This window comes from Streptomyces sp. CMB-StM0423 (genome assembly GCF_002847285.1).
Taxonomy (GTDB): Bacteria; Actinomycetota; Actinomycetes; order Streptomycetales; family Streptomycetaceae; genus Streptomyces.
The window spans coordinates 1,131,395-1,153,665 of record NZ_CP025407.1 but is presented as its reverse complement, the minus strand read 5'-3'; the positions used below and the strand labels follow the sequence as shown (position 1 = coordinate 1,153,665).

At 71.7% G+C, this 22,271-nt stretch carries 16 protein-coding genes, 1 tRNA gene and 4 pseudogenes; 18 read left to right on the top strand and 3 right to left on the bottom strand.

Annotation, left to right across the window (positions count from 1 at the left end; translation table 11 throughout):
* The first annotated feature begins 45 nt into the window (after positions 1-45).
* From CXR04_RS04850 to CXR04_RS04810, 9 genes are all read left to right on the top strand, one after another.
* Entirely contained in the window at positions 46-1,197 is a 1,152-nt protein-coding gene (locus tag CXR04_RS04850; protein ID WP_101420650.1) for an inositol-3-phosphate synthase, read from the top strand.
* Complete coding sequence (locus CXR04_RS04845; RefSeq protein WP_101420649.1) at positions 1,194-2,678, top strand: SCO3242 family prenyltransferase; 1,485 nt, start codon at positions 1,194-1,196, stop codon at positions 2,676-2,678. Before CXR04_RS04850 ends, CXR04_RS04845 begins: the two co-directional genes overlap by 4 nt.
* Positions 2,675-3,547, top strand: coding sequence for a sugar phosphate isomerase/epimerase family protein (locus tag CXR04_RS04840; protein WP_101420648.1), 873 nt, complete (start codon positions 2,675-2,677; stop codon positions 3,545-3,547). The genes CXR04_RS04845 and CXR04_RS04840 overlap by 4 nt, the downstream gene beginning before the upstream one ends.
* A 130-nt stretch (positions 3,548-3,677) precedes the next feature.
* Positions 3,678-4,331 carry an EboA domain-containing protein gene (locus tag CXR04_RS04835; RefSeq protein WP_101420647.1) on the top strand — a complete coding sequence of 218 codons (654 nt, stop codon included), beginning with the start codon at positions 3,678-3,680 and terminating at the stop codon, positions 4,329-4,331.
* Entirely contained in the window at positions 4,331-5,188 is an 858-nt protein-coding gene (locus CXR04_RS04830; RefSeq protein WP_101420646.1) for a TatD family hydrolase, read from the top strand. The genes CXR04_RS04835 and CXR04_RS04830 overlap by 1 nt, the downstream gene beginning before the upstream one ends.
* Positions 5,189-5,191: 3 nt before the next feature.
* Complete coding sequence (gene eboE, locus CXR04_RS04825) at positions 5,192-6,370, top strand: metabolite traffic protein EboE (RefSeq protein WP_101420645.1); 1,179 nt, start codon at positions 5,192-5,194, stop codon at positions 6,368-6,370.
* Positions 6,367-7,746 (top strand): alkaline phosphatase family protein, encoded by a 1,380-nt coding sequence (locus CXR04_RS04820; protein ID WP_101420644.1) that lies wholly within the window; start codon positions 6,367-6,369, stop codon positions 7,744-7,746. Before eboE ends, CXR04_RS04820 begins: the two co-directional genes overlap by 4 nt.
* A 22-nt stretch (positions 7,747-7,768) precedes the next feature.
* Positions 7,769-8,803 carry a sugar phosphate isomerase/epimerase family protein gene (locus CXR04_RS04815; protein WP_101420643.1) on the top strand — a complete coding sequence of 345 codons (1,035 nt, stop codon included), beginning with the start codon at positions 7,769-7,771 and terminating at the stop codon, positions 8,801-8,803.
* A gap of 222 nt (positions 8,804-9,025) precedes the next feature.
* Positions 9,026-9,109: transfer RNA gene (locus CXR04_RS04810), tRNA-Leu, on the top strand.
* A gap of 262 nt (positions 9,110-9,371) precedes the next feature.
* Here CXR04_RS04810 and CXR04_RS04805 read toward each other — a convergent pair.
* The gene (locus CXR04_RS04805) at positions 9,372-10,391 is read right to left on the bottom strand and encodes an NAD(P)/FAD-dependent oxidoreductase (protein WP_101426193.1); all 1,020 of its coding nucleotides are present in this window, start codon (positions 10,389-10,391) and stop codon (positions 9,372-9,374) included.
* A gap of 469 nt (positions 10,392-10,860) precedes the next feature.
* On the opposite strand from CXR04_RS04805, the gene CXR04_RS04800 reads away from it, so the two are divergent.
* A complete protein-coding gene (locus CXR04_RS04800) occupies positions 10,861-11,910 on the top strand; it encodes an LLM class flavin-dependent oxidoreductase (protein ID WP_101420642.1) in 1,050 nt (349 codons plus the stop codon).
* A 64-nt stretch (positions 11,911-11,974) separates the two neighbouring features.
* Here CXR04_RS04800 and CXR04_RS35565 read toward each other — a convergent pair.
* Positions 11,975-12,281, bottom strand: a pseudogene (locus tag CXR04_RS35565) (hypothetical protein); the annotation flags it as partial.
* Between the two features lie 3 nt (positions 12,282-12,284).
* On the opposite strand from CXR04_RS35565, the pseudogene CXR04_RS35560 reads away from it, so the two are divergent.
* The 7 genes and pseudogenes from CXR04_RS35560 to CXR04_RS04760 all read left to right on the top strand — a co-directional run.
* Positions 12,285-12,458 (top strand): annotated as a pseudogene (locus CXR04_RS35560) (integrase core domain-containing protein); the annotation flags it as partial.
* A gap of 280 nt (positions 12,459-12,738) precedes the next feature.
* Positions 12,739-13,272, top strand: a complete 534-nt coding sequence (locus CXR04_RS04790; protein WP_101420640.1) for a GNAT family N-acetyltransferase — start codon at positions 12,739-12,741, stop codon at positions 13,270-13,272.
* Positions 13,273-13,626: 354 nt separating this feature from the next.
* Positions 13,627-13,893, top strand: a pseudogene (locus CXR04_RS04780) (IS701 family transposase); the annotation flags it as partial.
* 535 nt (positions 13,894-14,428) lie between these two features.
* Positions 14,429-15,820: an ABC transporter substrate-binding protein gene (locus CXR04_RS04775; RefSeq protein WP_234380065.1), complete on the top strand. Its 1,392-nt coding sequence runs from the start codon at positions 14,429-14,431 to the stop codon at positions 15,818-15,820.
* A 77-nt stretch (positions 15,821-15,897) separates the two neighbouring features.
* Positions 15,898-16,800, top strand: a complete 903-nt coding sequence (locus CXR04_RS04770; RefSeq protein WP_101420639.1) for a carbohydrate ABC transporter permease — start codon at positions 15,898-15,900, stop codon at positions 16,798-16,800.
* Positions 16,797-17,660, top strand: a complete 864-nt coding sequence (locus tag CXR04_RS04765; protein ID WP_101420638.1) for a carbohydrate ABC transporter permease — start codon at positions 16,797-16,799, stop codon at positions 17,658-17,660. Before CXR04_RS04770 ends, CXR04_RS04765 begins: the two co-directional genes overlap by 4 nt.
* Positions 17,660-19,888, top strand: a complete 2,229-nt coding sequence (locus tag CXR04_RS04760) for a glycosyl hydrolase family 65 protein (RefSeq protein WP_101420637.1) — start codon at positions 17,660-17,662, stop codon at positions 19,886-19,888. The genes CXR04_RS04765 and CXR04_RS04760 overlap by 1 nt, the downstream gene beginning before the upstream one ends.
* A 33-nt stretch (positions 19,889-19,921) precedes the next feature.
* Here CXR04_RS04760 and CXR04_RS04755 read toward each other — a convergent pair whose 3' ends face one another.
* A complete protein-coding gene (locus tag CXR04_RS04755) occupies positions 19,922-21,061 on the bottom strand; it encodes a LacI family DNA-binding transcriptional regulator (protein WP_199850392.1) in 1,140 nt (379 codons plus the stop codon).
* Between the two features lie 396 nt (positions 21,062-21,457).
* Between CXR04_RS04755 and CXR04_RS04750 the strand changes: the two are divergent.
* Positions 21,458-22,102, top strand: a pseudogene (locus tag CXR04_RS04750) (NB-ARC domain-containing protein); the annotation flags it as partial.
* Positions 22,103-22,271: the final 169 nt, after the last annotated feature.

Genomic DNA, 22,271 nt, shown 5'->3' with positions numbered 1-22,271 from the left:
GGCGCACCGTGTATCTGAACTGAACACACGTGGGAGGCAGCAGCCGTGACGGTCCATCCACAAGACACAGCGCCGCAACCGGCGAACCCGGCGACGGCCGATACCGGCGTCTGGCTCATCGGCGCCCGCGGCTCCGTCGCCACGACCGTGATCACCGGCTGCGCCGCCCTGGCCGCCGGACTCCACCCCGCGGCCGGCATGGTCACCGAGACCGCGCCGTTCGCCGACTGCGGGCTGCCGGCGCCCGGCCGGCTGGTCTTCGGCGGCCACGACGTGGCCTGCACCCCGCTGCCCAAGCGCGCGGACGAACTCGCCGCCGGCGGCGTGCTCCCGCACGGGCTGCCCGCCGCCGTCGCCGCCGAACTGGCCGCCGCCGACGAGGAGATACGGAACGGCGGCCCGGAGCCCGGCGAGCCGTACGACGAGGAGGCGCTGATCGACTCCTACGCGGCCGACCTCACCGACTTCGTCCGCCGCCGCAACCTCGCCCGCGCCGTCGTCGTCAACGTCGCCTCCACCGAGCCGGTCGCCGAGGGCGACGCGCTGCCCGCCTCGTCCTGCTACGCCGCGGCGGCCCTGAAGGCCGGCTGCGCGTACGTCAACTTCACCCCCTCCACCGGAATGCACCACCCGCGGCTGCGCGAGCTCGCCGCCGCCTCCGGCCTGCCGTACGCGGGCCGCGACGGCAAGACCGGCCAGACGCTGCTGCGTTCCGTGCTGGCGCCGATGTTCCTCCAGCGCGCGCTGGAGGTACGGGCCTGGTCCGGCACCAACCTCCTCGGCGGCGGCGACGGCGCCAACCTCGCCGGCGACCCGGCCGCCGCGGCGGCCAAGAACGTCGGCAAGGAGCGGGTGCTCGTCGACTCGCTCGGCGCCGGCGTCGACGGCGAGGTGCACATCGACGACGTCCCGGCCCTCGGCGACTGGAAGACCGCCTGGGACCACGTCGTCTTCGACGGCTTCCTCGGCACCCGCATGGTGCTCCAGACCATCTGGCAGGGCTGCGACTCCGCGCTCGCCGCGCCGCTGGTCCTCGACCTCGTCCGGATCGTCGCCCGCGCCCACGAGACCGGGATGTCGGGTCCCGTGCCGGGCCTCGGCTTCTTCTTCAAGGACCCGGACGGCGGCCCGCCCGGGCTCGCCGACCAGTGGCGCGAGCTGCTGTCGGTCGCGGAGCGCCTGCGGGTCGCGCGATGAGCGCGGCGCAGCGGACGCGGGTGCGGCGACGGGGCGGCATGCGGCTGCTCGCGCTGGGCGCGGGCGCCGGTGCGGCCGGGGCAGGCGTCCTGGGCGCCGTCGCCGCCGCACGAGGCCGCGGGGCGGCACCCGCCGCCGCGGTGGCGGGTGCCGCCGGGCTGCTCGCGCTGGGCGCGGGCGCCGCGGTCCGGCGCCGGCGGGCCGTGCCGGTCGCCGCCGCCGTCTCCGGGGCCGTGCTGGGCGCGGCCGCCGCGGGGGTGGCCGCGCGGGTACGGCGGGACGGTGGTGCGGCACCGGCGGGCCGCGGGCCCGCCGCCGCCGTGGCCGGGGGAGTGGCGCTGCTCGCCGCCGCCGTCCCGGGCGCCGTGCTGCGCCGGCCGCGTACCGCCGGGCCGATCGAGCCGGAGGCGCGCAGCGCCCAGGGGCGCAAGCAGTCCGCGCCGCCCGCCGCGCAGGTGCGCGCCTGGGTCGAACTGCTCCGCGTCTCCGCGCTGTTCACCGTCCCCGGCGACGCCCTCGCCGGCGCCGCCGCCGCCGGGCTGCGGCCCAACCGCGGCACCGCGCTGGCCATCGGCTCCTCCCTCTGCCTCTACGAGGCGGGCATGGCGCTCAACGACTACGCCGACCGCGACGTCGACGCCGTCGAGCGCCCGCACCGCCCGCTGCCCTCCGGCCGGATCACCCCCCGCGCCGCGCTGACCGCCGCCGCCGCCCTGACCGCGGCGAGCCTCGGTCTGGCCGCGGCCGCGGGCCGCCGGCCGCTCGCGCTCGCCACCGCGCTCGCGGGGGCGGTGTGGGCGTACGACCTGAAGCTGAAGAACACCCCCGCGGGCCCCGCCGCGATGGCCGCCGCCCGCACCCTGGACCTGCTTCTCGGCGCCGCGGCCACGGAGGCCCGCGCGGCCCGCAAGGCCGCCCCGCCGGCCGCCGCGGGCGGGTACGCCACCGCGCCGCCGGCCGGCGCCGCCTCGTCCGCCCTGCGCCACCTCCAGGGCGGCGACGGCACCGGCTGGGCGGACGGACCGCTCGCCGCCGCCGTCCTCCTCGGCGTCCACACCTACGCGGTCACCGTCGTCTCCCGCCGCGAGGTCGAGGGCGGGTCGACGGCCGTCCCGCTCGTCGGCCTCGCCGTCACCACCGCCGTCGCCGCCACCCTGCGCCGCGGCAACGACCCGTACCCGCAAGCAGAGCCGCACCCCCGGGCGGACGGCGCCCCGCCACCCGGCGGACCCCGGCTGGCGCTCACCCCCGGTGACCTGCTCGCCGGCGCGTACGCCGCCACCGCCGTCCGCCCGTACCTGCACGCCGCGCTCAACCCCAGCCCGCAGCTCACCCAGCGCGCCGTCGGCGGCGGCATCCGCGCCATGATCCCGCTGCAGTCCGCCCTCGCCGCCCGCGCCGGCGCGCCCGGCAGCGCCGCCGCGCTGCTGGCCCTCGTGCCCGTCGCCCGCCGGCTCGCGCGGAAGGTGAGTCCCACATGAGCCGGCTGCGCCTGGCCTACGGCACCAACGGCCTCACCGACCTGCGGCTGACCGACGCCGTCGCGCTCCTCGCCGACCTCGGCTACGACGGCATCGCGCTCACCCTCGACCACATGCACCTCGACCCGCTCGCGCCCGACCTGCCCGCCCGCACGGCCACCGTGCGGCGGCTGCTGGCCCGGCACGGGCTCGCGGTGACCATCGAGACCGGCGCCCGCTACGTCCTCGACCCGCGCCGCAAGCACCACCCCACTCTGCTCGACCCCGACCCCGAGGCCCGCGCAGTACGCTCCCGGCTGCTGCGTACCGCCGTGAACGTCGCCGCCGAGCTGGGCGCCAACGCCGTGCACTGCTTCAGCGGTACACGCCCGTACGGGGTGTCGGAGCCGGACGCCTGGAAGCGGCTGGGCGAGGAGCTGACCCCGGTGCTCCAGGCCGCGGACGCCGCCGGCGTGCCGCTGGCCATCGAGCCGGAGCCCGGCCACCTGCTGTACGACCTCGCCGGGTTCCGCCGGCTGCGCGAAGGGCTGGACGACCCGCCGGCGCTGGCGCTGACCCTCGACATCGGGCACTGCCAGTGCCTGGAGGAGGCGCTGCCCGCCGACTGCGTACGGGCCGCCGCGCCCTGGCTCGCGCACGTCCAGATCGAGGACATGTGCCGGGGCGTGCACGAGCATCTGCCGTTCGGCGAGGGCGAGATCGGCTTCCCCTCCGTGCTCGAAGCCCTGCAGACCACCGGCTACCAGGGCCTGATCAGCGTCGAGCTGCCCCGGCACTCGCACGCGGGGCCCGAGCTGGCGAGCAGCTCCATCCGCTTCCTGCGCGCGGCGGAGGAAGAGGCGCGGGCGAGGGGGTCGGTGCCGTGCTGAGCCTCCCGTACGCACCCGCCACCGCCGTCGCGCGGCCGCCCGGGGTCCGCCGGTCCGCAGGGGCCGCGCGGTACGCCGGGACCCGCGCGCCGCGTGCCGCATCCGTGACCCGAGTGAGAGGAGCCGCGCAGTGGTGACCCCCGACCCCGCCGTACCCGCACCGGCCGCCGCACCCGCCGCGACGGTCGCCGCCCTGCGTGCGTCCGTCGAGGCCGGTCTCGCGCCCGAGGCCCGCGAGTGGCTCGCCGCCGCGCTCGCCGACGCCGCCGCCGGCACCCCCGGGCCCAGCGCGGGACTGCTCGCCTGGGAGGCCCACTTCGCCGCCGCGCGCCGCCGCGCCGGCGCCGGGGCCGCCGACGCCGTGCGCGTGCTGATCCTGCACGCCGCCCGCGCCGACGAGCAGGTCGCCACCCGCGTCTACGACCGCGGCGACGCCGCCGAACGCCGGGCCGTGCTGCGCGCGCTGCCGCACCTCGGCCCCGGCCCCGGCGCCGTACCGCTGATCGAGGACGCGCTGCGGACCAACGACACCCGCCTGGTCGCCGCCGCCCTCGGCCCGTACGCCGCCGAGCACCTGGGCGACCACGCCTGGCGGCAGGCCGTCCTCAAGTGCCTCTTCACCGGCGTACCCGCCGACGAGATCGCGGGCCTCGCCGACCGCGCCGCGGGCGACGGCGAACTCGCCCGCATGCTCGACGACTACGCCCGCGAGCGGACGGCCGCCGGCCGCGCCGTGCCGGCGGACCTCGACCGGATCCTCGCCCTGACCCGCCAGGAGGTGTGATGCGCATCTTCGACCCGCACATCCACATGACGTCCCGCACGACCGATGACTACGCCGCCATGTACGACGCGGGCGTGCGTGCCCTCGTCGAGCCCTCCTTCTGGCTGGGGCAGCCCCGCACCTCCCCGGAGAGCTTCTACGACTACTTCGACTCGCTGCTCGGCTGGGAGCCCTTCCGCGCCGCCCAGTACGGCATCGCGCACCACTGCACGCTCGCCCTCAACCCCAAGGAGGCCAACGACCCGCGCCTCCTGCCGGTCCTGGACGAGCTGCCGCGCTACCTGCTGAAGGACCACGTCGTCGCCGTCGGCGAGATCGGCTACGACTCCATGACCCCCGAGGAGGACCACGCGCTGGCCGCCCAGTTGGAGCTGGCCGCCGACCACGGGCTGCCCGCCATGGTGCACACGCCGCACCGCGACAAGGCCGCGGGCCTGGCCCGAACGCTCGACGTCGTCCGCGAGTCCAGGCTGGCGCCCGAGCGCGTGATCCTCGACCACCTCAACGAGACGACGGTGGCCGCCGCCCGGGACAGCGGCTGCTGGGCGGCCTTCTCCATCTACCCCGACACCAAGATGGACGAGGACCGCATGGTCCGCATCCTGCGCGAGTACGGCACCGAGCGGATGCTCGTCAACTCCGCCGCCGACTGGGGCAGGAGCGACCCGCTCAAGACCCGCAAGACCGCCGACGCCATGCTCGCCGCCGGCTTCACCGACGCCGACGTCGACAAGGTGCTCTGGCAGAACCCGGTGGAGTTCTACGGCCAGAGCGGCCGGCTGGAGCTGGAGCCGGAGAAGCCGGAGGCCGGCGGCGCCACGTACGAAGGGAACTCCATCTTGCGAGGGGGAAGCTGACCCATGCGCTTCCGACACCCCGACGGCTCCCTCGTCCATCTCGCGTACTGCACCAACGTGCACCCCGCCGAGGATCTCGACGGGGTGATGGCGCAACTGCGCGACCACGCCGAACCGGTGCGCCGCCGGCTCGGCCGCGACCGGCTGGGCATCGGCCTGTGGCTCGCGCGCGACGCCGTCCGCACCCTCGGCTCCGACCCCGCCGCGCTGCGCCGGCTGAAGAAGGCGCTCGACGAACGCGGCCTGGAGGCCGTGACCCTCAACGGCTTCCCGTACCAGGGGTTCGGCGACGAGGTCGTCAAGTACCGCGTCTACCGCCCCGACTGGACCGAGCCCGAGCGCCTGGACCACACCGTGGAGCTGGCCCGGCTGCTCGCCGCGCTGCTGCCCGACGACGTCACCGAGGGCACCATCTCCACCCTCCCGCTCGCCTGGCGCACCGACTTCGACGCCGCCGCCCGCAAGGCGTCGCTGACGGCGCTCGGCACCCTGGCCGCGCGCCTCGACGCCATCGAGGAGCTGACCGGCCGCTCCATCCGCGTCGGCCTGGAGCCGGAGCCCGGCTGCACCGTCGAGACCACCGCCGACGCGGTCGCGGCGCTCACCGCGGAGGGCGCGCCGCCGCCGGAGCGTATCGGCGTCTGCGTCGACACCTGCCATCTGGCCACGTCCTTCGAGGACCCGGCCACCGCCATCGCCGGCATCACGGGCGCGGGCCTGCCCATCGTCAAGTCCCAACTGTCGGCCGCCCTGGTGGCCGACCGGCCCGCGGATCCCGGGGTACGGACCGCGCTGGCCGCCTTCGCGGAGCCGCGGTTCCTGCACCAGACCCGGATCCGCGCCGCCGACGGCACCCTGCGGGCCACCGACGACCTCGACGAGGCCCTGGCCGGCGGCCTCCCCGACGACGGCCCGTGGCGCGCCCACTTCCACGTACCGCTGCACGCGCCGCTGGAGCCGCCGCTGACGGCGACGACGCCGGTGCTCGAAGAGACGCTGGCGCGCCTCGTCGGCGGTCCCGCGCCGCTGACGAGACACCTGGAAGTGGAGACGTACACCTGGCAGGCTCTGCCCGCACACCTGCGGCCGCGCAGCCGCGCACAGCTCGCCGACGGCATCGCCGCCGAGCTGTCCGTCGCCCGCGACCTGCTCACCTCGCTCGGCCTGAAGGAGCTGCCATGACGCCCCCGAAGCGGCTGGTCGTCGTCGACGTCGTCGGCCTCACGCCGCGTCTCCTCGACCACATGCCGAACCTGCGCGCGCTGGCCGACGCCGGCTCGAACAGCGCGCTGACGCCGCCGCTGCCCGCCGTCACCTGCACCGTGCAGTCGACGATCCTCACCGGCGCGCCGCCGGCGGAGCACGGGATCGTCGCCAACGGCTGGTACTTCCGCGAGCTGGGCGAGGTCTTCCTGTGGCGCCAGCACAACGCCCTCGTCGGCGGCGACAAGCTGTGGGAGGCGGCCCGGCGCGCGTACCCCGGCTACACCGTGGCCAACGTCGGCTGGTGGTACGCGATGGGCATGGACACCGACTACATCGTCACCCCGCGCCCCATCTACTACGCCGACGGCCGCAAGGAGCCCGACTGCTACACCCGGCCGCCTGAGCTGCACGACGAACTGACCGCCGCCTTCGGCACGTTCCCCCTCTTCAACTACTGGGGCCCGACGGCGAGCATCGTCTCCTCGCAGTGGATCATCGACGCCTCGCGGCACATCCTCGACGCGTACAGCCCCGACCTCACCCTCGTCTACCTCCCGCACCTCGACTACGACCTCCAGCGCTACGGCCCCGACGACCCGCGCTCGCACGCCGCCGCGCGCGAGCTGGACGACGCGCTGGCGCCGCTGCTGGCGGACACGCGGGCGGCAGACGCGGAGACCGTGGTGCTCTCGGAGTACGGCATCACGCAGGCGGCCACGCCCGTGGACGTCAACCGCGCGCTGCGCAAGGCCGGGCTGCTGGAGGTCTACACCCAGGACGGGATGGAGTACCTGGACCCGTGGGCGTCGCGCGCCTTCGCGGTCTCGGACCACCAGATCGCGCACGTCTACGTCCGCGACCCGGCCGACATCGAGGCCACCCGGGAGATCCTCACCAAGCTGCCCGGCGTCGCCGACGTGCTCTCCGACTCCGGCAAGAAGGCCCACGGCCTGGACCACCCGCGCGCCGGCGAGCTGGTCGCGGTGGCGGAGCCGGACGCCTGGTTCACGTACTACTACTGGCTCGACGACGACCGTGCCCCGGACTTCGCCCAGCTCGTCGAGATCCACCGCAAGCCCGGCTACGACCCCGCCGAGCTCTTCATGGACCCCACCGACCCGTACGTACGTCTGCGGGCCGTCTCCGCGATCGCCCGCAAGAAGGCCGGCATGCGCTACCGCCTGGCCGTCGTCCCGCTCGACCCCGCCCCGGTACGCGGCACCCACGGCCGCCTCCCGGACGACGAGCGCGACGGCCCCGTGCTGCTCACCACCCGGCCGGGGGCGACCTCGGGACCCGTACCGGCGACCGACGTGAAGTCACTGCTGCTGTCGCTCGCCGGTCTCGACTGAATCCCCGTCAAGGAGCGTTGCCATGTCCACCAAGAACAGAGACGAACTCGACCACGCCGTCAACAGACGCAGATTCCTCGGTGTCGCGGCCGGCACCACGGCGGCGGCCATCGCCGGCGCCGCGGGCGCCGCGGGCGCCGCCGCGCAGCCGCAGGGCAGCAGCCACAGCCGCCCGGCCGTCCCCCGGGGCAACCTGGGCATCCAGCTCTACACCCTTCGCGACCAGATCGGCACGGCCGGCTTCGCCGAGGTCTTCGACGCCCTGGAGCGCTACGGCTACGACCAGGTCGAATACGCCGGCTACACCCAGGGCAACGGCCCCCTCACCCTGCCCCAGCTCCGCCGCCTGGCCCGCAACCACGGCCTGCGCGGCATCGGCAGCCACGTCGCGTACCACGTCGGCGACCCCGCGGGCTACTCCTTCGCCACCAGCCTGGAGCAGGTCCTCGACGACGCCGAGGCCCTGGACCTGCCGTACGTCGGCACCTGGGACGGCCCGTTCCGCTACGGCACCACGGTGGCCGGGGTGAAGCGCGCCTCGGCGGAGTTCAACGCCTACGGCGCAGCGGCCCGCCGCCGCGGCCTGCGGTTCTACCAGCACAACCACGGCAACGAGTTCGGCTTCTGCAGCGACGACCCGACGGTGCGCATCTACGACCTCATGCTGGCCGAGACGGACCCGGACCTGGTGTTCATGGAGATGGACATCTACTGGGCCTACACCGGCGTCCACCGCTTCAGCGTCCGCCCGGACGGTACCCCGGCGCCGTTCGACCCGCTGGACTACGTCACGGGCGCCCCGCAGCGCTTCCCGCTGTTCCACGTCAAGGACGGCGAGCACGACACGGCGTCCCAGGACGGCTACCACATGACCGACGTGGGCGACGGCGACATCGACTACCAGCGCTTCATCGGCACGGTCACCAAGGGCCGGTACCGCAAGTACCACAACTGGCTGGTCGAGCGCGACGACGCGGTGAGCCCCGACACGAACCCGGCCGGCTCCCTGTCCACGGCCCGCCGCTCCGCCGCCCACCTCCGCCACCTCCGCGCCTGACGGCCGGGGGCCCGGCCCGGCCGTCCCGCCCGGCCCGGGCCCCCTATCCCCGCCTCGCCCGAACCCCCCGGCCCGCCGCCCCACCGGCGGGCCGGGGCCCGGACCGGTCACCACCCGCAACCGGCGGCCACGTACCGTAACCAAATACCGGTGCGAACGGCCCCGGAATCCTTGGTATCGTTGGCCGTGCCCCGCGGCCCTCTGCCGCGGCATGGCAACCCGGTCCGGGTGGCGGAATGGCAGACGCGCTAGCTTGAGGTGCTAGTGCCCGTTAAGGGCGTGGGGGTTCAAGTCCCCCCTCGGACACACTATTTGTACATATCTGCCGAATTTTTGGCATGCCGGATTGGCGCCCGTGTCTCGCCCAGGCGAGGGACGGGGCAACGGGCCCAGGTCGTCCAAGCGGATAGCCTGGCGTCGATCATGTAGGGGCTGAGTTCGGCGGTGAGGTCGGCATCGAGTTCAGGAGCGCGGTGACGACCGAGTCCTACCGGCTCACCTACAGCGGATCATGCTGAACAAACGTGTGGGACCGTCTCCGCACCAACTGGTGGAGGAGGCCGGGACGTTAGAAGCGGTCGAGGCGACAGCCCGCCAGGGCCGGCTCGACGGTGCCGTCGACCAGTTCCCTCGCGACCAGTCGGCCCACGCCTGGGGCGAGCGTGACTGCCGCGTGCATCACTGCCACGTACAGGCCAGGAACCTCGGCGACCGGGCCGACGATGGGCTCACCATCGGCCGGCATGGGGCGTGCGCCGACCCGGGTGCTGAGCAGCTCGACGCTCGCGGCGCCGCGGAAGGTGGACCGGATGGCCGCCAGAGTCTGTTCCGGCGAATCCGCAGCGGCGATGATCCGGTCTGTGGCGACCTGCCGGAGATCAAAGTCCTGAGTGTTGACTACCGTGCGGACCAGACCGGCCGGCGCGCGGAACCGGAAGAGCGTCGCTGGTGACGGGTCGACCGGGACACGTAGGTCCAGCGGCGCTGCCAGCGCCGCCGTCGCCACTCCGGCCGCAAGCACCACAGTCGCGCCCGATAGGGGCCCTGCGGCCGTCTCGGTCCCGACGACCCGACCCGCGGCGTCTCGCCGGACAGCGGTGACCGGGACGTCCGGATGTACTTGTGCGCCGTGAGCGCGGGCGCCCTCGATCAGCCGCTCCGTCACACCTACCGGGTCGACAGCGCCTTCGCCGGGTGCCCAGACGGCCCAGTCCGGGGGCTGCAGCAGGTTGGGCTCGAGCGTCGCCGCGGTGACCGCGTCGACGACCTCCTGCCCGGGCCCGGCTTCCGGCGCACTCTCCCCCGCGCGCCACGACAGTGAACCGGACCAGGTCACGGGAAGTCCCGGTAGCTCGGCCTCGAGCCGACGGTACTCGTCTGTCGCCGCCACCCGCAGCCCGGCGGCGCAACCGGTGCGGATGCTGGCGGCGATCCAGGCGAAGGAGTCCACCGTCACCCCACGGGCCGGCCGGCCGGCATCGAGAAGGGTCACGACAGCGCCCGCCTTGGCGGCGTGATAGGCCACCGAAGCACCGACGATGCCGGCGCCGACAACCACGAGGTCCCTGCTCACTGACTGGCTCGACATTCTGAGGAGGCTACCTTCGCCGACGCTCCGCATCCGGAACTTTCCACGCCGGCTCAAAGAAGGCGCCACAGGTGCTGTCAGTTCCTGCGTCGGCTGGCGCCGGGGCCGGCTGGGGGTGGCTCCCTTCCGGGCTAGACGCCCGGTCATGAGAGTGATGGACGCCCAGGTGATCAGCGTCTCGGGGTGCTGGATGAGGCGTTCGCAGTCCCTCGCGTGGCGGCGGGCGTGCCGAGTGCGGTACCCGACCGCCGACACGCCCCCGACGCCGGTCGCGGCCCGCACGCAGTCCAGGGACGCACCGTCCGCGGTCCCCCTGCTCCCGTCCATCCGCCCTGCGGGAAGCCATGCCTCAAGTATGGGACGGGCAGCGGAGGCCGTCCCGGTAGGCACCTGAGGCACTCTCGATACCGGCATGGCGCTTGCGTAGCGTAGGACACCGCATGCAGGTCCCCGATCGAAGGTGGCGCTCGTGAAGTTCAGCTACGCCATGCTCCCCGACTACCCCGTGGCCGAGTCCTTGGATTCCATTCGGTTAGCGGACGACCTGGGCTTTTACGCCTGTTACGCGGCCGACGAGACCTGGCACAAAGATCTGTGGCTGCTGTTCGCGGCGGCAGCCGGCCGTACCGAGCGGATTCGGCTCGGGCCGAGTGTGTCACCGGTGACCTTGCGGGAGCCGACGCTGATCGCGCAGGCACTCGCCACCCTGGACGAGCTCACCGGTGGCCGCGCCGAAGGCGTGCTGTCCAGCGGCAACTTCGGACTGCTCGCCCAGTACCGGATCGACTGGACTCGTACGAAACCGCTGTCGCGCGTGAAGGAAGCACTGCAGGTGATGCGTACCTTCCTGGACGAGGGCGCCCTCACCTACGACGGCGAGTTCTTCTCCTACGACGGGCTCTTCACCTTCGCGCGGCCCGTGCAGGAACGCGTTCCGCTCAAGCTCGGCGCGATGCGGGGGCCCAAGTCCTTCGAGGCGGCCGGGGAGTTGTCGGACGGCTGCCATCACGCGCTGAGCTACACCCGCGAGGCGTACGAGTACGCGGTACGGCACATCCGTACCGGGGCCGAGCGTGCAGGCAAGGACTGGCGATCGCTCGACATCGGGGCCTGGGTGGTCTTCGCGACCGGGCCCGACCCGGCGGTCGCCAAGGAGGCGGCGCGCAGCATGGTCGGCATCTACGCCTCTTCCATGCCCGAGGAGCAGTTGCTCCGCAACGGAGTCGACCCGGCGGAGTTGAAGCCGGTCATCGAGGCGATCGCCGCCGGCGACCTGGCCCGAGGCATCGAACTGACCTCGCCGCAGGTCGCCGAGCGGCTCTCCATCGCAGGTACGCCCGAGGAGTGCCTGGAGAAGATCCAGCGGGACATCGCACCCAGCGGTGTCAACCACATGATCTGCGCCATCACCGACCGCACCATGGTCAAAGCCTTCACCGGCCGCGACCTCACCGAGGCGGCCGACGTGAACACGCAACTGCGGCTGATCAAGGAGCGGATCATGCCCGCCTTCACCTGACCCAGGATGCGAACCACACCCGCCAAGTTCGCCCGACGTCCCGGACCTGCGACGTACGGGCTCCTCAAGCTTCGGAGGGGCCCGCCTTGCGGAGGGCCGACGAGGCCGGCGGTGATGGCTTCGTGGAGGTTCTCCAGACGGCGGACCATATCGTCCTCGTAGAAGTCGCCGACGTCGTCGGGAGTCAGTTCCTCGAAGACCTTGGTGGCCTTGTCCAGGCTGGAGCAGAACCTGCTGCTGCGTTCCTGGACCCGCAGCTCGGGGTTCGACTCGACGGCCTGCTCGACCGCCTTGGCCGCGAGGTCCTTCATGGTGTCGAACGCTTCCGTGGTCCACTCGGCGGCGTCCTCGCCGTCGTCGAGTTCGTCGATACGCCCCGGACGAACGGGAAAGTCGAGCGCTTCAACGGCACTCTGGCCCGGGAGTGGGCATACGTCCGCGACTACCTCTCCGAACGCGACCGCCAGGCCGCGCTGGCGGACTTCCTGAACTACTACAACCACGAGCGTCCCCACACCGCCCTCGGCGGACGGCCGCCCGTCAGCCGGACCGACGGCAGCGACTACCGCGTCACCTTCGACCGCCCGCCCGAGCCGCTGGAGACCTTCCCCCAGCAGCTCGCGCTCGACGAAGCCGTGGAACCAACGTCCTGAGACACCACAGCTAGTGTGGTGACCGGGAACGTTCACCGGGGTGGGATCGTGCTGGTGGATGATGTCGCTTGTCGTGGGGTGGTTGCCGGACTGCTTTCGAAATCGTTGGACACCTTCGGGTTTAGTCAGCAAGTATCCGCAGGTGACAGATGATGCCGATCACCAGGGACCGTTCATGCGGAGCCCGAAACGTGTCCGTTTTGTCGAGCTGTCCGGCGGGGCGATGTCCGCTTTGGTCGATGGAGACCTGTCCGAAGCCAGCAGGATGACCGGGGTTTCGCTGACCGAGTACTTCGTGACTGACGGAGCACGGTGGCTGTGGCAGTTCCGGCTCGACCAGATGGTCACCGATCCCGACCATGCGCGGTGGATGGTGCGGCAAGCGGTCGTCGGTGACAAGGGTCTCGTCGTCGGACATGCCGGGTTCCATGGACCGCCCGATGAGGTCGGCATGGTCGAGATCGGCTACTCCGTCGCTCCTGACTTCCGTCGCCAGGGATACGCCCGGTCCACGCTGATCGAGTTGCTCCGCCGGGCTGCAGCCGAACCCGCGGTCGCGACCGTGCGGGCGACGATCAGCCCCGACAACGTGGCATCCCTGGCCACGATCTCGGGCTTCGGCTTCGTTGAGGTCGGAGAGCAGTGGGATGAGGAGGACGGTCTCGAACTCGTCTTCGAGGTGCCTGCCCGCCGGGTTCTACCCGCTTGATGGGAAGGTTCGCGGCAGAACGCTGAGCTGTGACCGAGGTGTCCGGCGCGGTGGTCAGACCGCGGCAGCGAGTGGGCGTCCGCCCCAGCAGGTGCCTTCTCGCTGCGGATGCGGACGCGGAGCTGCAGGTCGCGGAGTTCTCGCGGGGGAAAGCCCACGGTGCGGGCGCTGTCGACAGTGGACGTGCAGCGGGAGCGGACGGGGCAGGGGCGGCACTGGCTCTTGGCGAACCGGGCCACGATCAGCGGGGCCGGCGGTGGGTGAGGAGGTCAGGCAGGGGCCGTGCCAGCCCTGGCTGACCTGGCCCTGGGGGCAGGTGACCTGCTGATGGTCGTAGTGGACGAAGTCCCTCACCGGATGCGGTGGGCACTGGCCCGCCGCAGCGTCTGAAAGCCCGACGAGATCGCCTACTACCTCGCCTATGCCCCGTTGGAGACCACCGTCCGGGAGCTGGTGCGGATCGCCGGGACACGCTGGGCGATCGAGGAGTGCTTCCAGGCCGCGAAGAACGAGTGCGGCCTGGACCAGTATGAAGTCCGCCGCTACGTCGGCTGGTACGACGGCGATGCTTCGGGGGACGCCCTCGCGGGTCAGGCCCGTGACCGGGCGGCGGGCTGGTGAGGGCAAGCAAGGCCGTGACGCCGGTCGCGTACAGCGGGCAAGCGCAGAGGCGGTTCCTGGCACGGGCGAGCATGAGGCGGCGTCGATCTGCGTGTTTCAGACAGCGGTATCCAGGAGTACGAAGCCGCCGTCGCTGTGCGCGAGCACAGCGTCCTCGTCGCCCTCTCTGCCGAGGAGCGATGTCCGGTCGCAGCGGATCCGCAACGGCCGGTCTGGCCTGCCGGCTTTCTGCCGCCGGCCCCGCGACGAGCACGGGGAGCACGAGCAGTGCGCCGGCCAGCCGTCGGCTCACCGAACGGATGGGAGCTGAGGGAGTCGTCCCTCCGAGCCCGTTATGGGCCCCAGCGCAGATTGAACGATACATTTTCCACCTCAGGCATCGACTGGAATGTAAATGTGCATGACAGTATTTGTTTTCTCGAAACCTCGGCATTCATGTGGGTTTTTAGCTCGCTCACGAGGGTTGACTCAGGGGGTGGACGACCTCATATTTATCGATACACAGCCGCCTCTGGAGCCGCTGAGAGGATCTCCGGTGCGGTCTGCACGCATGGAGAGGCGGAAGAACATGGGCACGACGGCGCAGGCGAGTTGGACGGTGAGGACAGGCACGACGACCGGACCCGGAGGGCTGGGGGCACGTCGCGTCGCGGCGGTCGCCGTCTCCGCCCTCTTGGCGACGGCGCTCGCCGGATGCGGCTCGGACTCGTCGGAGGACGACGGACCGGGCACGGACGCGGCCGCGGAGCGCGGACCGATCACGCTGGCCACCGGCAAGGACACGACCGGCACCATCCAGGCGCAGCTGGACCGGTGGAACAAGGAGCACCCCGACGAGAAGGTCACCCTCGTCGAACTGCCGGAGAGCGCCGACCAGCAGCGCCAGCAGTTCATTCAGAACGCCCGGACCGAGTCGGACACCTACAGCGTGCTGAATCTGGACCCGATCTGGGTCGCCGAGTTCGCGGCGAACCAGTGGATCGACGAACTGCCCGCAGAGGAGTTCCCGCTGGATCGCATGCTCCCGGCCGTCGTGAAGACCGGTGAGTACTTCGGCAAGCAGTACGCCATCCCGTTCAACACCAACGCCGGGCTGCTGTTCTACCGCGAGGACCTGCTCGACGAGGTCGGCGCGGAACCGCCCGGGACCTGGGCGGAGATGAAGCAGATCTGTGCCGAGGTGCAGAAGCTCCCCGAGGCCCGGCAGATCGGCTGCTACGCGGGACAGTTCGACAAGTACGAGGGGCTCACGGTCAACTTCGTCGAGGCCGTCGCATCGGCCGGCGGCAGCATCCTCGACCAGGAGGGCAACCCCACGGTCGACACCGAGGAGGCCCGTGCGGGCCTGCAGTTCCTGGCCGACGGCTTCGAGGACGGCACGTTCCCCAAGGAGTCCGCCACCTTCCAGGAGGAGGACGGGCGCCGCGCCTTCCAGGCGGGCAAGCTGCTCTTCCACCGGCAGTGGCCGTACCAGTGGACCCTGGCCAACGCCGAGGACGGCTCCAGCAAGGTCGCCGGCGAGTTCGGCGTGGCGCCGTTGCCCGGCGCGGAGGGCCCCGGTGCCTCCACACTCGGCGGGCTCGACCTGGCCGTCAGCAAGTTCGCCGAGAACAAGGCCACCGCCATCGACTTCATCAAGTACTTCGCCGGCGAGCAGAACGCGCGGGCCAACCTGACGGCGATCTCCACCGCCCCGCCCTACACCGACCTGTACAGCGACCCGGAGCTGCGAAAGAAGTTCCCCTACCTCGCCACTTTGGAGAAGTCCCTGACCGGCGCCGTCCCGAGGCCCGCGATTGTGCAGTACGGGGACGCCACCGCAGCCATCCAGGAAAGGGTCTCGGCCGCGGTCGAGGGCACCACGCCGGTGGACGAGGCCCTGACCGGGCTGCAGCAGGACCTCACCGGCATCGGTGCCGAGAAGTAGCCGCAGCGAAAGTGAATGCGGTTCCCGTCAAGTCCGCCGCCCCACAGCGGTCCGGCGCTACGCCCCGGCCCGTGCGCATGTCACGCACGCGCCGGGCCGGCACCGGCCGCCTCGCGGCCATGCTGCTCTCCCCCACGATCCTGGTCCTCGCGCTGGTCATCGGCTATCCGGTACTGGCGGCTCTACGCCTGTCCTTCGTGGTCACCACCGACACCATCAACCCCCGGACCGGCTTCAAGGAGACCACCTCCGGCTACGGCCTGGACAACTACGAGAAGGTGCTCAGCGGCGAGTCCTTCCTGCGCCCGTTCTGGAACACCACCTCCTTCGCGCTGGTGTCCGTGACGGCCGAGGTTCTGATCGGCGTCGCCATGGCGCTGGTCATGCACCGTGCCTTCCGGGGTCGCGCACTGGTCCGGGCCGCGGTGCTCGTGCCGTGGGCGATTCCCACCGCGATCTCCGGCCTGCTGTGGAAGTGGATCTTCAACAGCCAGGGTGCCGCCAACGGGATCCTCCGCGCCGAAGTGCTGTGGAGCGCGGACGGCTTCCCGGCCTGGCTCTCAGTGGTCATCGCCGACACCTGGAAGACCGCTCCGTTCGTGGGCCTGCTGGTGCTGGCCGGGCTGCAGGTGATCCCCACCGAGCTGTACGAGGCGGCCAAGGTCGACGGTGCTTCACCGTGGCGCGCCTTCTGGCGGATCACTCTGCCACTCGTGCGGCCCGCACTGGCCGTCGCCGTGCTCTTCCGGCTGCTGGACGTCCTGCGCATGTTCGACCTGCCCTACGTTCTCGTCGGCCCGCGCAAGCACTCCGTCGAGACGCTGTCCATGGTCGCCTTCGAGGAGATGACCAACCTGCGCTTCGGCACCGCCGCGGCGTACGCCACCGCGCTGTTCCTGTACGTCGCGGTGGTCGCGTTCGCCTTCGTCAAGCTGTTCGGCGCCGACCTGGTCGGCCGCGGTACCGGGAGCCCACGATGAGCACCAGGACGAGCCCACGCACCGCCCGCGGCAGAGGCGCCCGGGCCCGCGGCTTGGCCCGGCGGGCCGGCATCGCCGTCGTGGTGCTGTACTGCCTGGCGCCCTTCTACTGGATGGTCGTCTCCAGCCTGCGCCGGCCCTCCGACCAGTTCTCCAACGATCCGCTGCCGGCGCCGGTCTCGTTCGACAACTACGAGGCGGCTCTCGAAGGCCGCAACGGCTTCGTCCGCGCGCTGGTCAACAGCCTGGTGGTCAGCGGCGTCACCACGGCCGTCACCCTGCTCGTGGCGATCTTCGCCGGGTACGCACTCGCCCGGCTGCACTTCCGGGGCAAGACGCTGATCCTCACGCTGATCGTCGCAGCGTCGATGTTCCCGCCCATCACGCTCGTCGTGCCGCTGCTGCGGCTGTTCACGGACGTGGGCTGGATCAACACCTACCAGGCGATGATCCTGCCGAGCATGAGCTTCGCGCTGCCGCTGGCGGTGTGGAACCTCACCGCGTTCTTCCGTCAGATGCCGGTCGACCTGGAGAAGGCCGCGCAGGTCGATGGATGTACCCCCGGTCAGGCGTTCCGCAAGGTCGTGCTTCCGCTGGCCGCACCCGGGGTGTTCACCACCGCCATCCTCGTGTTCATCTGCGCCTGGAACGAGTTCCTGATCGCGGTCAGCGTGGTGAACGACAAGCAGATGATGACCGCCAACGTGATCGTTTCGCTGTTCACCGGACAGTACAAGTACGACCAGCCGTTCGGCACCCAGATGGCAGCCGGCGTCGTGGTGACGCTGCCCCTGGTCGTGACCGTGCTCTTCTTCCAACGACGGATCGTCGATGGACTCACCGCAGGAGGACTCAAGTAGTGACACCGTCGACCTCCGTCCCGCCGGTATCCACCCCGTCGGGGGCGTCCGCGGGCTGGGTACTCACCACCGATGACCCGGAAACCGGCTACCACCCCACGTTCACCGGCAACGGCTATCTGGCTGCGCGCGTGCCGGCTGCCGGCAACGGCTTCGCGGAGGCGCCGGTGCGCACCCAGTTCCAAGTGGCCGGCTTCTATGCGGACCACGAGGGCGAATGGTCGCGCAAGGCCGGCCTGCCGGCGTGGACGACCCTCGACGTGGGCGACGGCAGTGGAACGTTCAACGGCGCCTTCTCCGCCGAGCGGGGCGGCGAGTACCTGGTGGGCGGCGACTGGTCCGCCCTCTCCTCCCCGGTCGCCACCACGGTCCGCGGCATCACCCGGTACCGGCAGGCGCTGGACCTGCGCACCGGCGTGGTCACCACGGAAGCCCGCTGGACCTCGCCCGCGGGACGGGTCGCGGACGTGCGGTACAAGGTACTCACCGACCGGTCACGGCCCCACGTCGCGGCCGTGACGGTGACCGTGACCCCGCTGTGGTCGGGACGGCTGGAGATCACCGACACCGTGGACCTTTCGGCCGCCTCCTGGACCGGCCGTAGCAGGACCACGTGCCGACAAGGGCGGATCGACACCTCAGTCACCGCCCTCGGCAGCGGCCTCGTGGCCGCCGTCGCCACCACTCTGAGCGTTCCGGCGCCCGCGTCGTACCGGCTACTGGGCGACGATGGCGAGCTGGTCACCCTGGACGTCGTCGCCGGCACCGCGTACGCCTTCACCAAGTACGTGGGGATCGCCACCGGCCACGACACGAAGGACCCGCGCGCCTTCGCCCGTTCCGCCGCGGTGAAAGCGTCGGATGCGGGTTATCGGCGGTTGGCAGAGGACAACCGGCGGGCCTGGCGCCGCGAGTGGGCCGGAGACATCGTCGTCCACGGCGACGACCGGCTCCAACGGCAGGTCAGAGCATCGAAGTACTACCTGCTCACCAGCGCGCGCGAGGGTTCGCCCTGGGCACCGTCGCCCGCCGGGCTCTCCAGCGACGGGTACAACGGCCACGTCTTCTGGGACACCGAGACCTGGATCTGGCCGAGCCTGCTCGCCCAGCACCCGGATATCGCCGCCAGCGTGCTCGACTACCGGGTCCGGCGCCTCGACGATGCCATGAACTACGCCGCCGGGCACGGGCAGTGCGGCGCGCGCTTCCCGTGGGAGAGTGGCCTGCACGGTCGGGAGGACACTCCGGTGTGGGCGCCCTTCGGGCGCTACGAACAGCACATCACCGCGGACGTGGCGCTGGCCTTCTGGCAGTACTGGCTGGCCACCGGCGACCGGCGGTGGCTGGCGGAGAAAGGCTGGCCCGTACTGCGCTCGGTCGCCGAGTTCTGGTGCAGCCGGGCGACTGAGGACGCGGAGGGCAGCATCCACATCACGGGCGTGATACCGCCCGACGAATACACCGAAACCCCGGTCGACGACTCCGTCTACACCAACGTGGCGGCGCGCGCCACGCTCCGCTTCGCCGCCGCTGCCGCGGCCGAACTCGGCCACCCCTCCGACCCCGCCTGGATTCGCACCGCCGACGGACTCATCGAGCTGTTCGACGAGGAGCTCGGCCGCCACCCGCAGTTCGCCGGCTACGACGGCCGGCAGATCAAGCAGGCAGACGTGGTGATGCTGAGTTACCCGTGGGAGAACGAGCAGAGCACCGAGGTGACCCGCGCTGATCTGGAGTACTACGTACCGCGGACACATGAGTACGGGCCGTCCATGACGGACTCGGTGCACGCCATCGTCTATGCCTCGCTCGGCGACGCGAAGACCGCGTTCACGCACACCCGGCGCAGCATCGAGCCGTTTCTGCGGGACCCGTTCGAGCAGTTCGCCGAGGCTCGGCGCGGCGGCGCCTTCACCTTCCTCACCGGGCACGGCGGGTTCCTGCAGGAGTTCCTGTACGGCTACTCGGGCCTGCGGTGGCGGGCCGACCAGGTGCTCGTCGCGCCGGTGCTGCCCGAGCAGCTCGACGGCCTTACGCTGTGCGCGCTCCGCTGGCGCGGGCGGGTGTTCGACATCGATGTGCGCCACACCGGCACCACGGTGTGGCTGCGCTCGGGCGAGCCGCTTCCCGTCGAAGTCTCCGGCACACGGCACGTCGTTCCCGAAGGCAGGCGCATCAGTGTCCCCACCGGCGGGCCCTCAGTGGAGGCGTCGCCCACGGCCGACTGACGGCCGGCGCGCAACGGCCGGGCGTCGAGGCCGTCACCGCGCAGCGGGAGTGCTGCTGGACCGGACCACCAGCTCAGGCTCCAGGAGCAGTTGCAGCGGTCCGGACGACTCATCCGGACCGCTCGCCCGCTCCTTGGCCTCGTTCTTCCCCCTCGCCTCCGCCCGCTGCGACGCCTCCGTCTCCTTCTTGGTCCCCGTGGTGAGCCTCAGCAGCTCGGCCATGATCGTGCGGCCCACCTCCTGAATCGGCTGCCGCACACTGGACAGCCCGAGCGCCGCGGCAGCCGCCGTGTCGTCGAACCCGACCACCCCCACGTCCTGCCCCGGGCGCACGCCACGGTCCCGCAGCGCCTGCAGTGCTCCGACGGCGAGCGTGTCCGTCGCGGCGACCACGGCGGTGGGCGGCTTGGGCCGGTCCAGCAACTCCGCCATGAGCCGCGTACCGTCGGCCATCGTGTCCGGGCCCCGTACGTCGAGGCGGTGGCTGTCCGCGAGCAGGCCGTTGCGGTCCATGGCTGTGACCCAGCCCTGCGCCCGAGCGTCGCCCACACTCGTACCCTCCGGCCAGCCGAGGAAGCCGATCCGTCCGTGGCCGCCGGACACCAGATGATCGACGGCCGCCGAGACGCCGGCGGCGTTGTCCACGTCCACCCAGCTATACGCCTCCGTCCCGGCCGCGGTGCGCCCGAACGCCGCGAAGGGCACCCCGGCGGCTGCCAGCCGGCCAGGCCGCTCATCGTGGGGCGCGATGTCGTAGAGCACCACGCTGCTCACCGTTCCGGACCGCCACAGAGACTGGCAGTACTCACTCTCGTCTTCGGGACCGTCGGCCGTGAAGAGCAGCACATGCCGGTCACTGGCCCGGCCGGCCTCGGCCAGGGCGTGCAGGAAGCCGTCCTGCACGCTGGCCACCGAACCGCTGACCACCGGCTGAATGCGGTAGCCGACCATCCCCGGAGAGCTGGCCCGCAGTGAGCGTGCGAGCCGATTGGGCCGGTAGTCGAGTTCCGCGATGACTCGCTGCACCCGCTCACGCGTCTCGGCCCCTACCCGCTCGGGCACGTTGACGACGTTGGAGACGGTCTGCCGCGACACGCCCGCCGCCGCGGCGACATCCGAGATCGTCGCAGGTGCACCGGCAGCAGAGCGCCCCTGTCCGGGATTACGTGCCACGTCACCGTCCACTTCCTCGATACCGTCCGGCCCCCTGGGGGCCACGCCACCCGAGAATGTCATGATGCACCACCGGCGAGAACTCGAATATTATCGTTCAACAAGCCCCTTCGACTCCACCGGCCGCCGTACGCGGCCCTGGTACTGCAGCGGTCTTTGTGGCGGCTCTGCATGATCGGTTCGTGCACCGTTTCGCCAGGTCGGAGCCGCTTGAGTCGGCTCTTGCCTCGGTGTGAGGGCTGAATCGCCCCGCTTGAGCGCAAGAACAGCCGGACACTCGGGCAGTCGGCCTGCCCGGCATCAGCCACCGAAAGCGAAACAGTCCGCCAACTCCGTCGGCAGACTGTCAAGAAAGATCGAGGCCGGGAATGCCTTGCCAAGGAGCTGAGCAGGAGACTGGCGATCTCGCCGGACAGGCCCATGACGGTCTCTGGCATCCCCGGTGTGGGGAAGACTGCGCTCGCGGTGCACGTGGCATACGCGGCGCGTGAGTCGTTCCCCGATGGTCAGCTGTATACGGACCTGCAGGGCTCGGGCCCGTCGCCCGCGGAGCCGGCGGCTGTCCTGGGCACGTTCCTGCGGGCCTTGGGTATCCCGGAGGCGGACATTCCCGAGCCGGTCGACGAGCGTGCGGCGCTGTACCGCTCGGCGCTCGCCGGACGCCGAGTACTGACTCTCCTGGACAACGCCCGTGATGCCGCGCAGATCCGTCGGCTGCTGCCGGGCCCGGAGGGCGGCACCGCACTGGTCACGTCGCGGGCGCGGATGACGGATCTGGCCGGCGCACCTCATGTCGACCTGGATGTGATGGTCCCGGACGAGGCGTTGCTGCTCTTCACCCGCGTTGCCGGCCCGGACCGTGTCGACTCCGAGCGCGACGCGGCGATGGACGTCGCCGCCTGCGGCCGCCATCCCCTGGCCATCCGCATCACGGCGTCACGCCTGGCAGCACGGTCAACGTGGACAGTCTCGGAGCTGGCCCGCAGATTGTCTGACGAGTACCGGCGTTTGGACGAGCTACGGGTGGGCGACTTGGCGGTGTCATGGTGGACGGTGGCGTCCGCCTTCACGGATTGCGAGTCCACGACCGCCGCGGTCGGCCCCGGGCTTCGACCCTGCGAACGGCGGACGGCCTCACGGAGCCGGTCGTGCAGGGCGCTCATCTCCCGTCCGTTCACCAGGTACGGCTCGGGCACGTCGCCCGTGTGAA

What these genes read in the sequence shown, in the direction of transcription:
- CXR04_RS04845 (WP_101420649.1), top strand. Translation starts at nt 1,194, where the DNA reads ATGAGCGCGGCGCAGCGGACGCGGGTGCGGCGACGGGGCGGCATGCGG.
- CXR04_RS04840 (WP_101420648.1), top strand. Translation starts at nt 2,675, where the DNA reads ATGAGCCGGCTGCGCCTGGCCTACGGCACCAACGGCCTCACCGACCTG.
- CXR04_RS04830 (WP_101420646.1), top strand. Translation starts at nt 4,331, where the DNA reads ATGCGCATCTTCGACCCGCACATCCACATGACGTCCCGCACGACCGAT.
- eboE (WP_101420645.1), top strand. Translation starts at nt 5,192, where the DNA reads ATGCGCTTCCGACACCCCGACGGCTCCCTCGTCCATCTCGCGTACTGC.
- CXR04_RS04820 (WP_101420644.1), top strand. Translation starts at nt 6,367, where the DNA reads ATGACGCCCCCGAAGCGGCTGGTCGTCGTCGACGTCGTCGGCCTCACG.
- CXR04_RS04815 (WP_101420643.1), top strand. Translation starts at nt 7,769, where the DNA reads ATGTCCACCAAGAACAGAGACGAACTCGACCACGCCGTCAACAGACGC.
- CXR04_RS04805 (WP_101426193.1), bottom strand. Translation starts at nt 10,391, where the DNA reads ATGTCGAGCCAGTCAGTGAGCAGGGACCTCGTGGTTGTCGGCGCCGGC.
- CXR04_RS04790 (WP_101420640.1), top strand. Translation starts at nt 12,739, where the DNA reads ATGCGGAGCCCGAAACGTGTCCGTTTTGTCGAGCTGTCCGGCGGGGCG.
- CXR04_RS04770 (WP_101420639.1), top strand. Translation starts at nt 15,898, where the DNA reads ATGTCACGCACGCGCCGGGCCGGCACCGGCCGCCTCGCGGCCATGCTG.
- CXR04_RS04765 (WP_101420638.1), top strand. Translation starts at nt 16,797, where the DNA reads ATGAGCACCAGGACGAGCCCACGCACCGCCCGCGGCAGAGGCGCCCGG.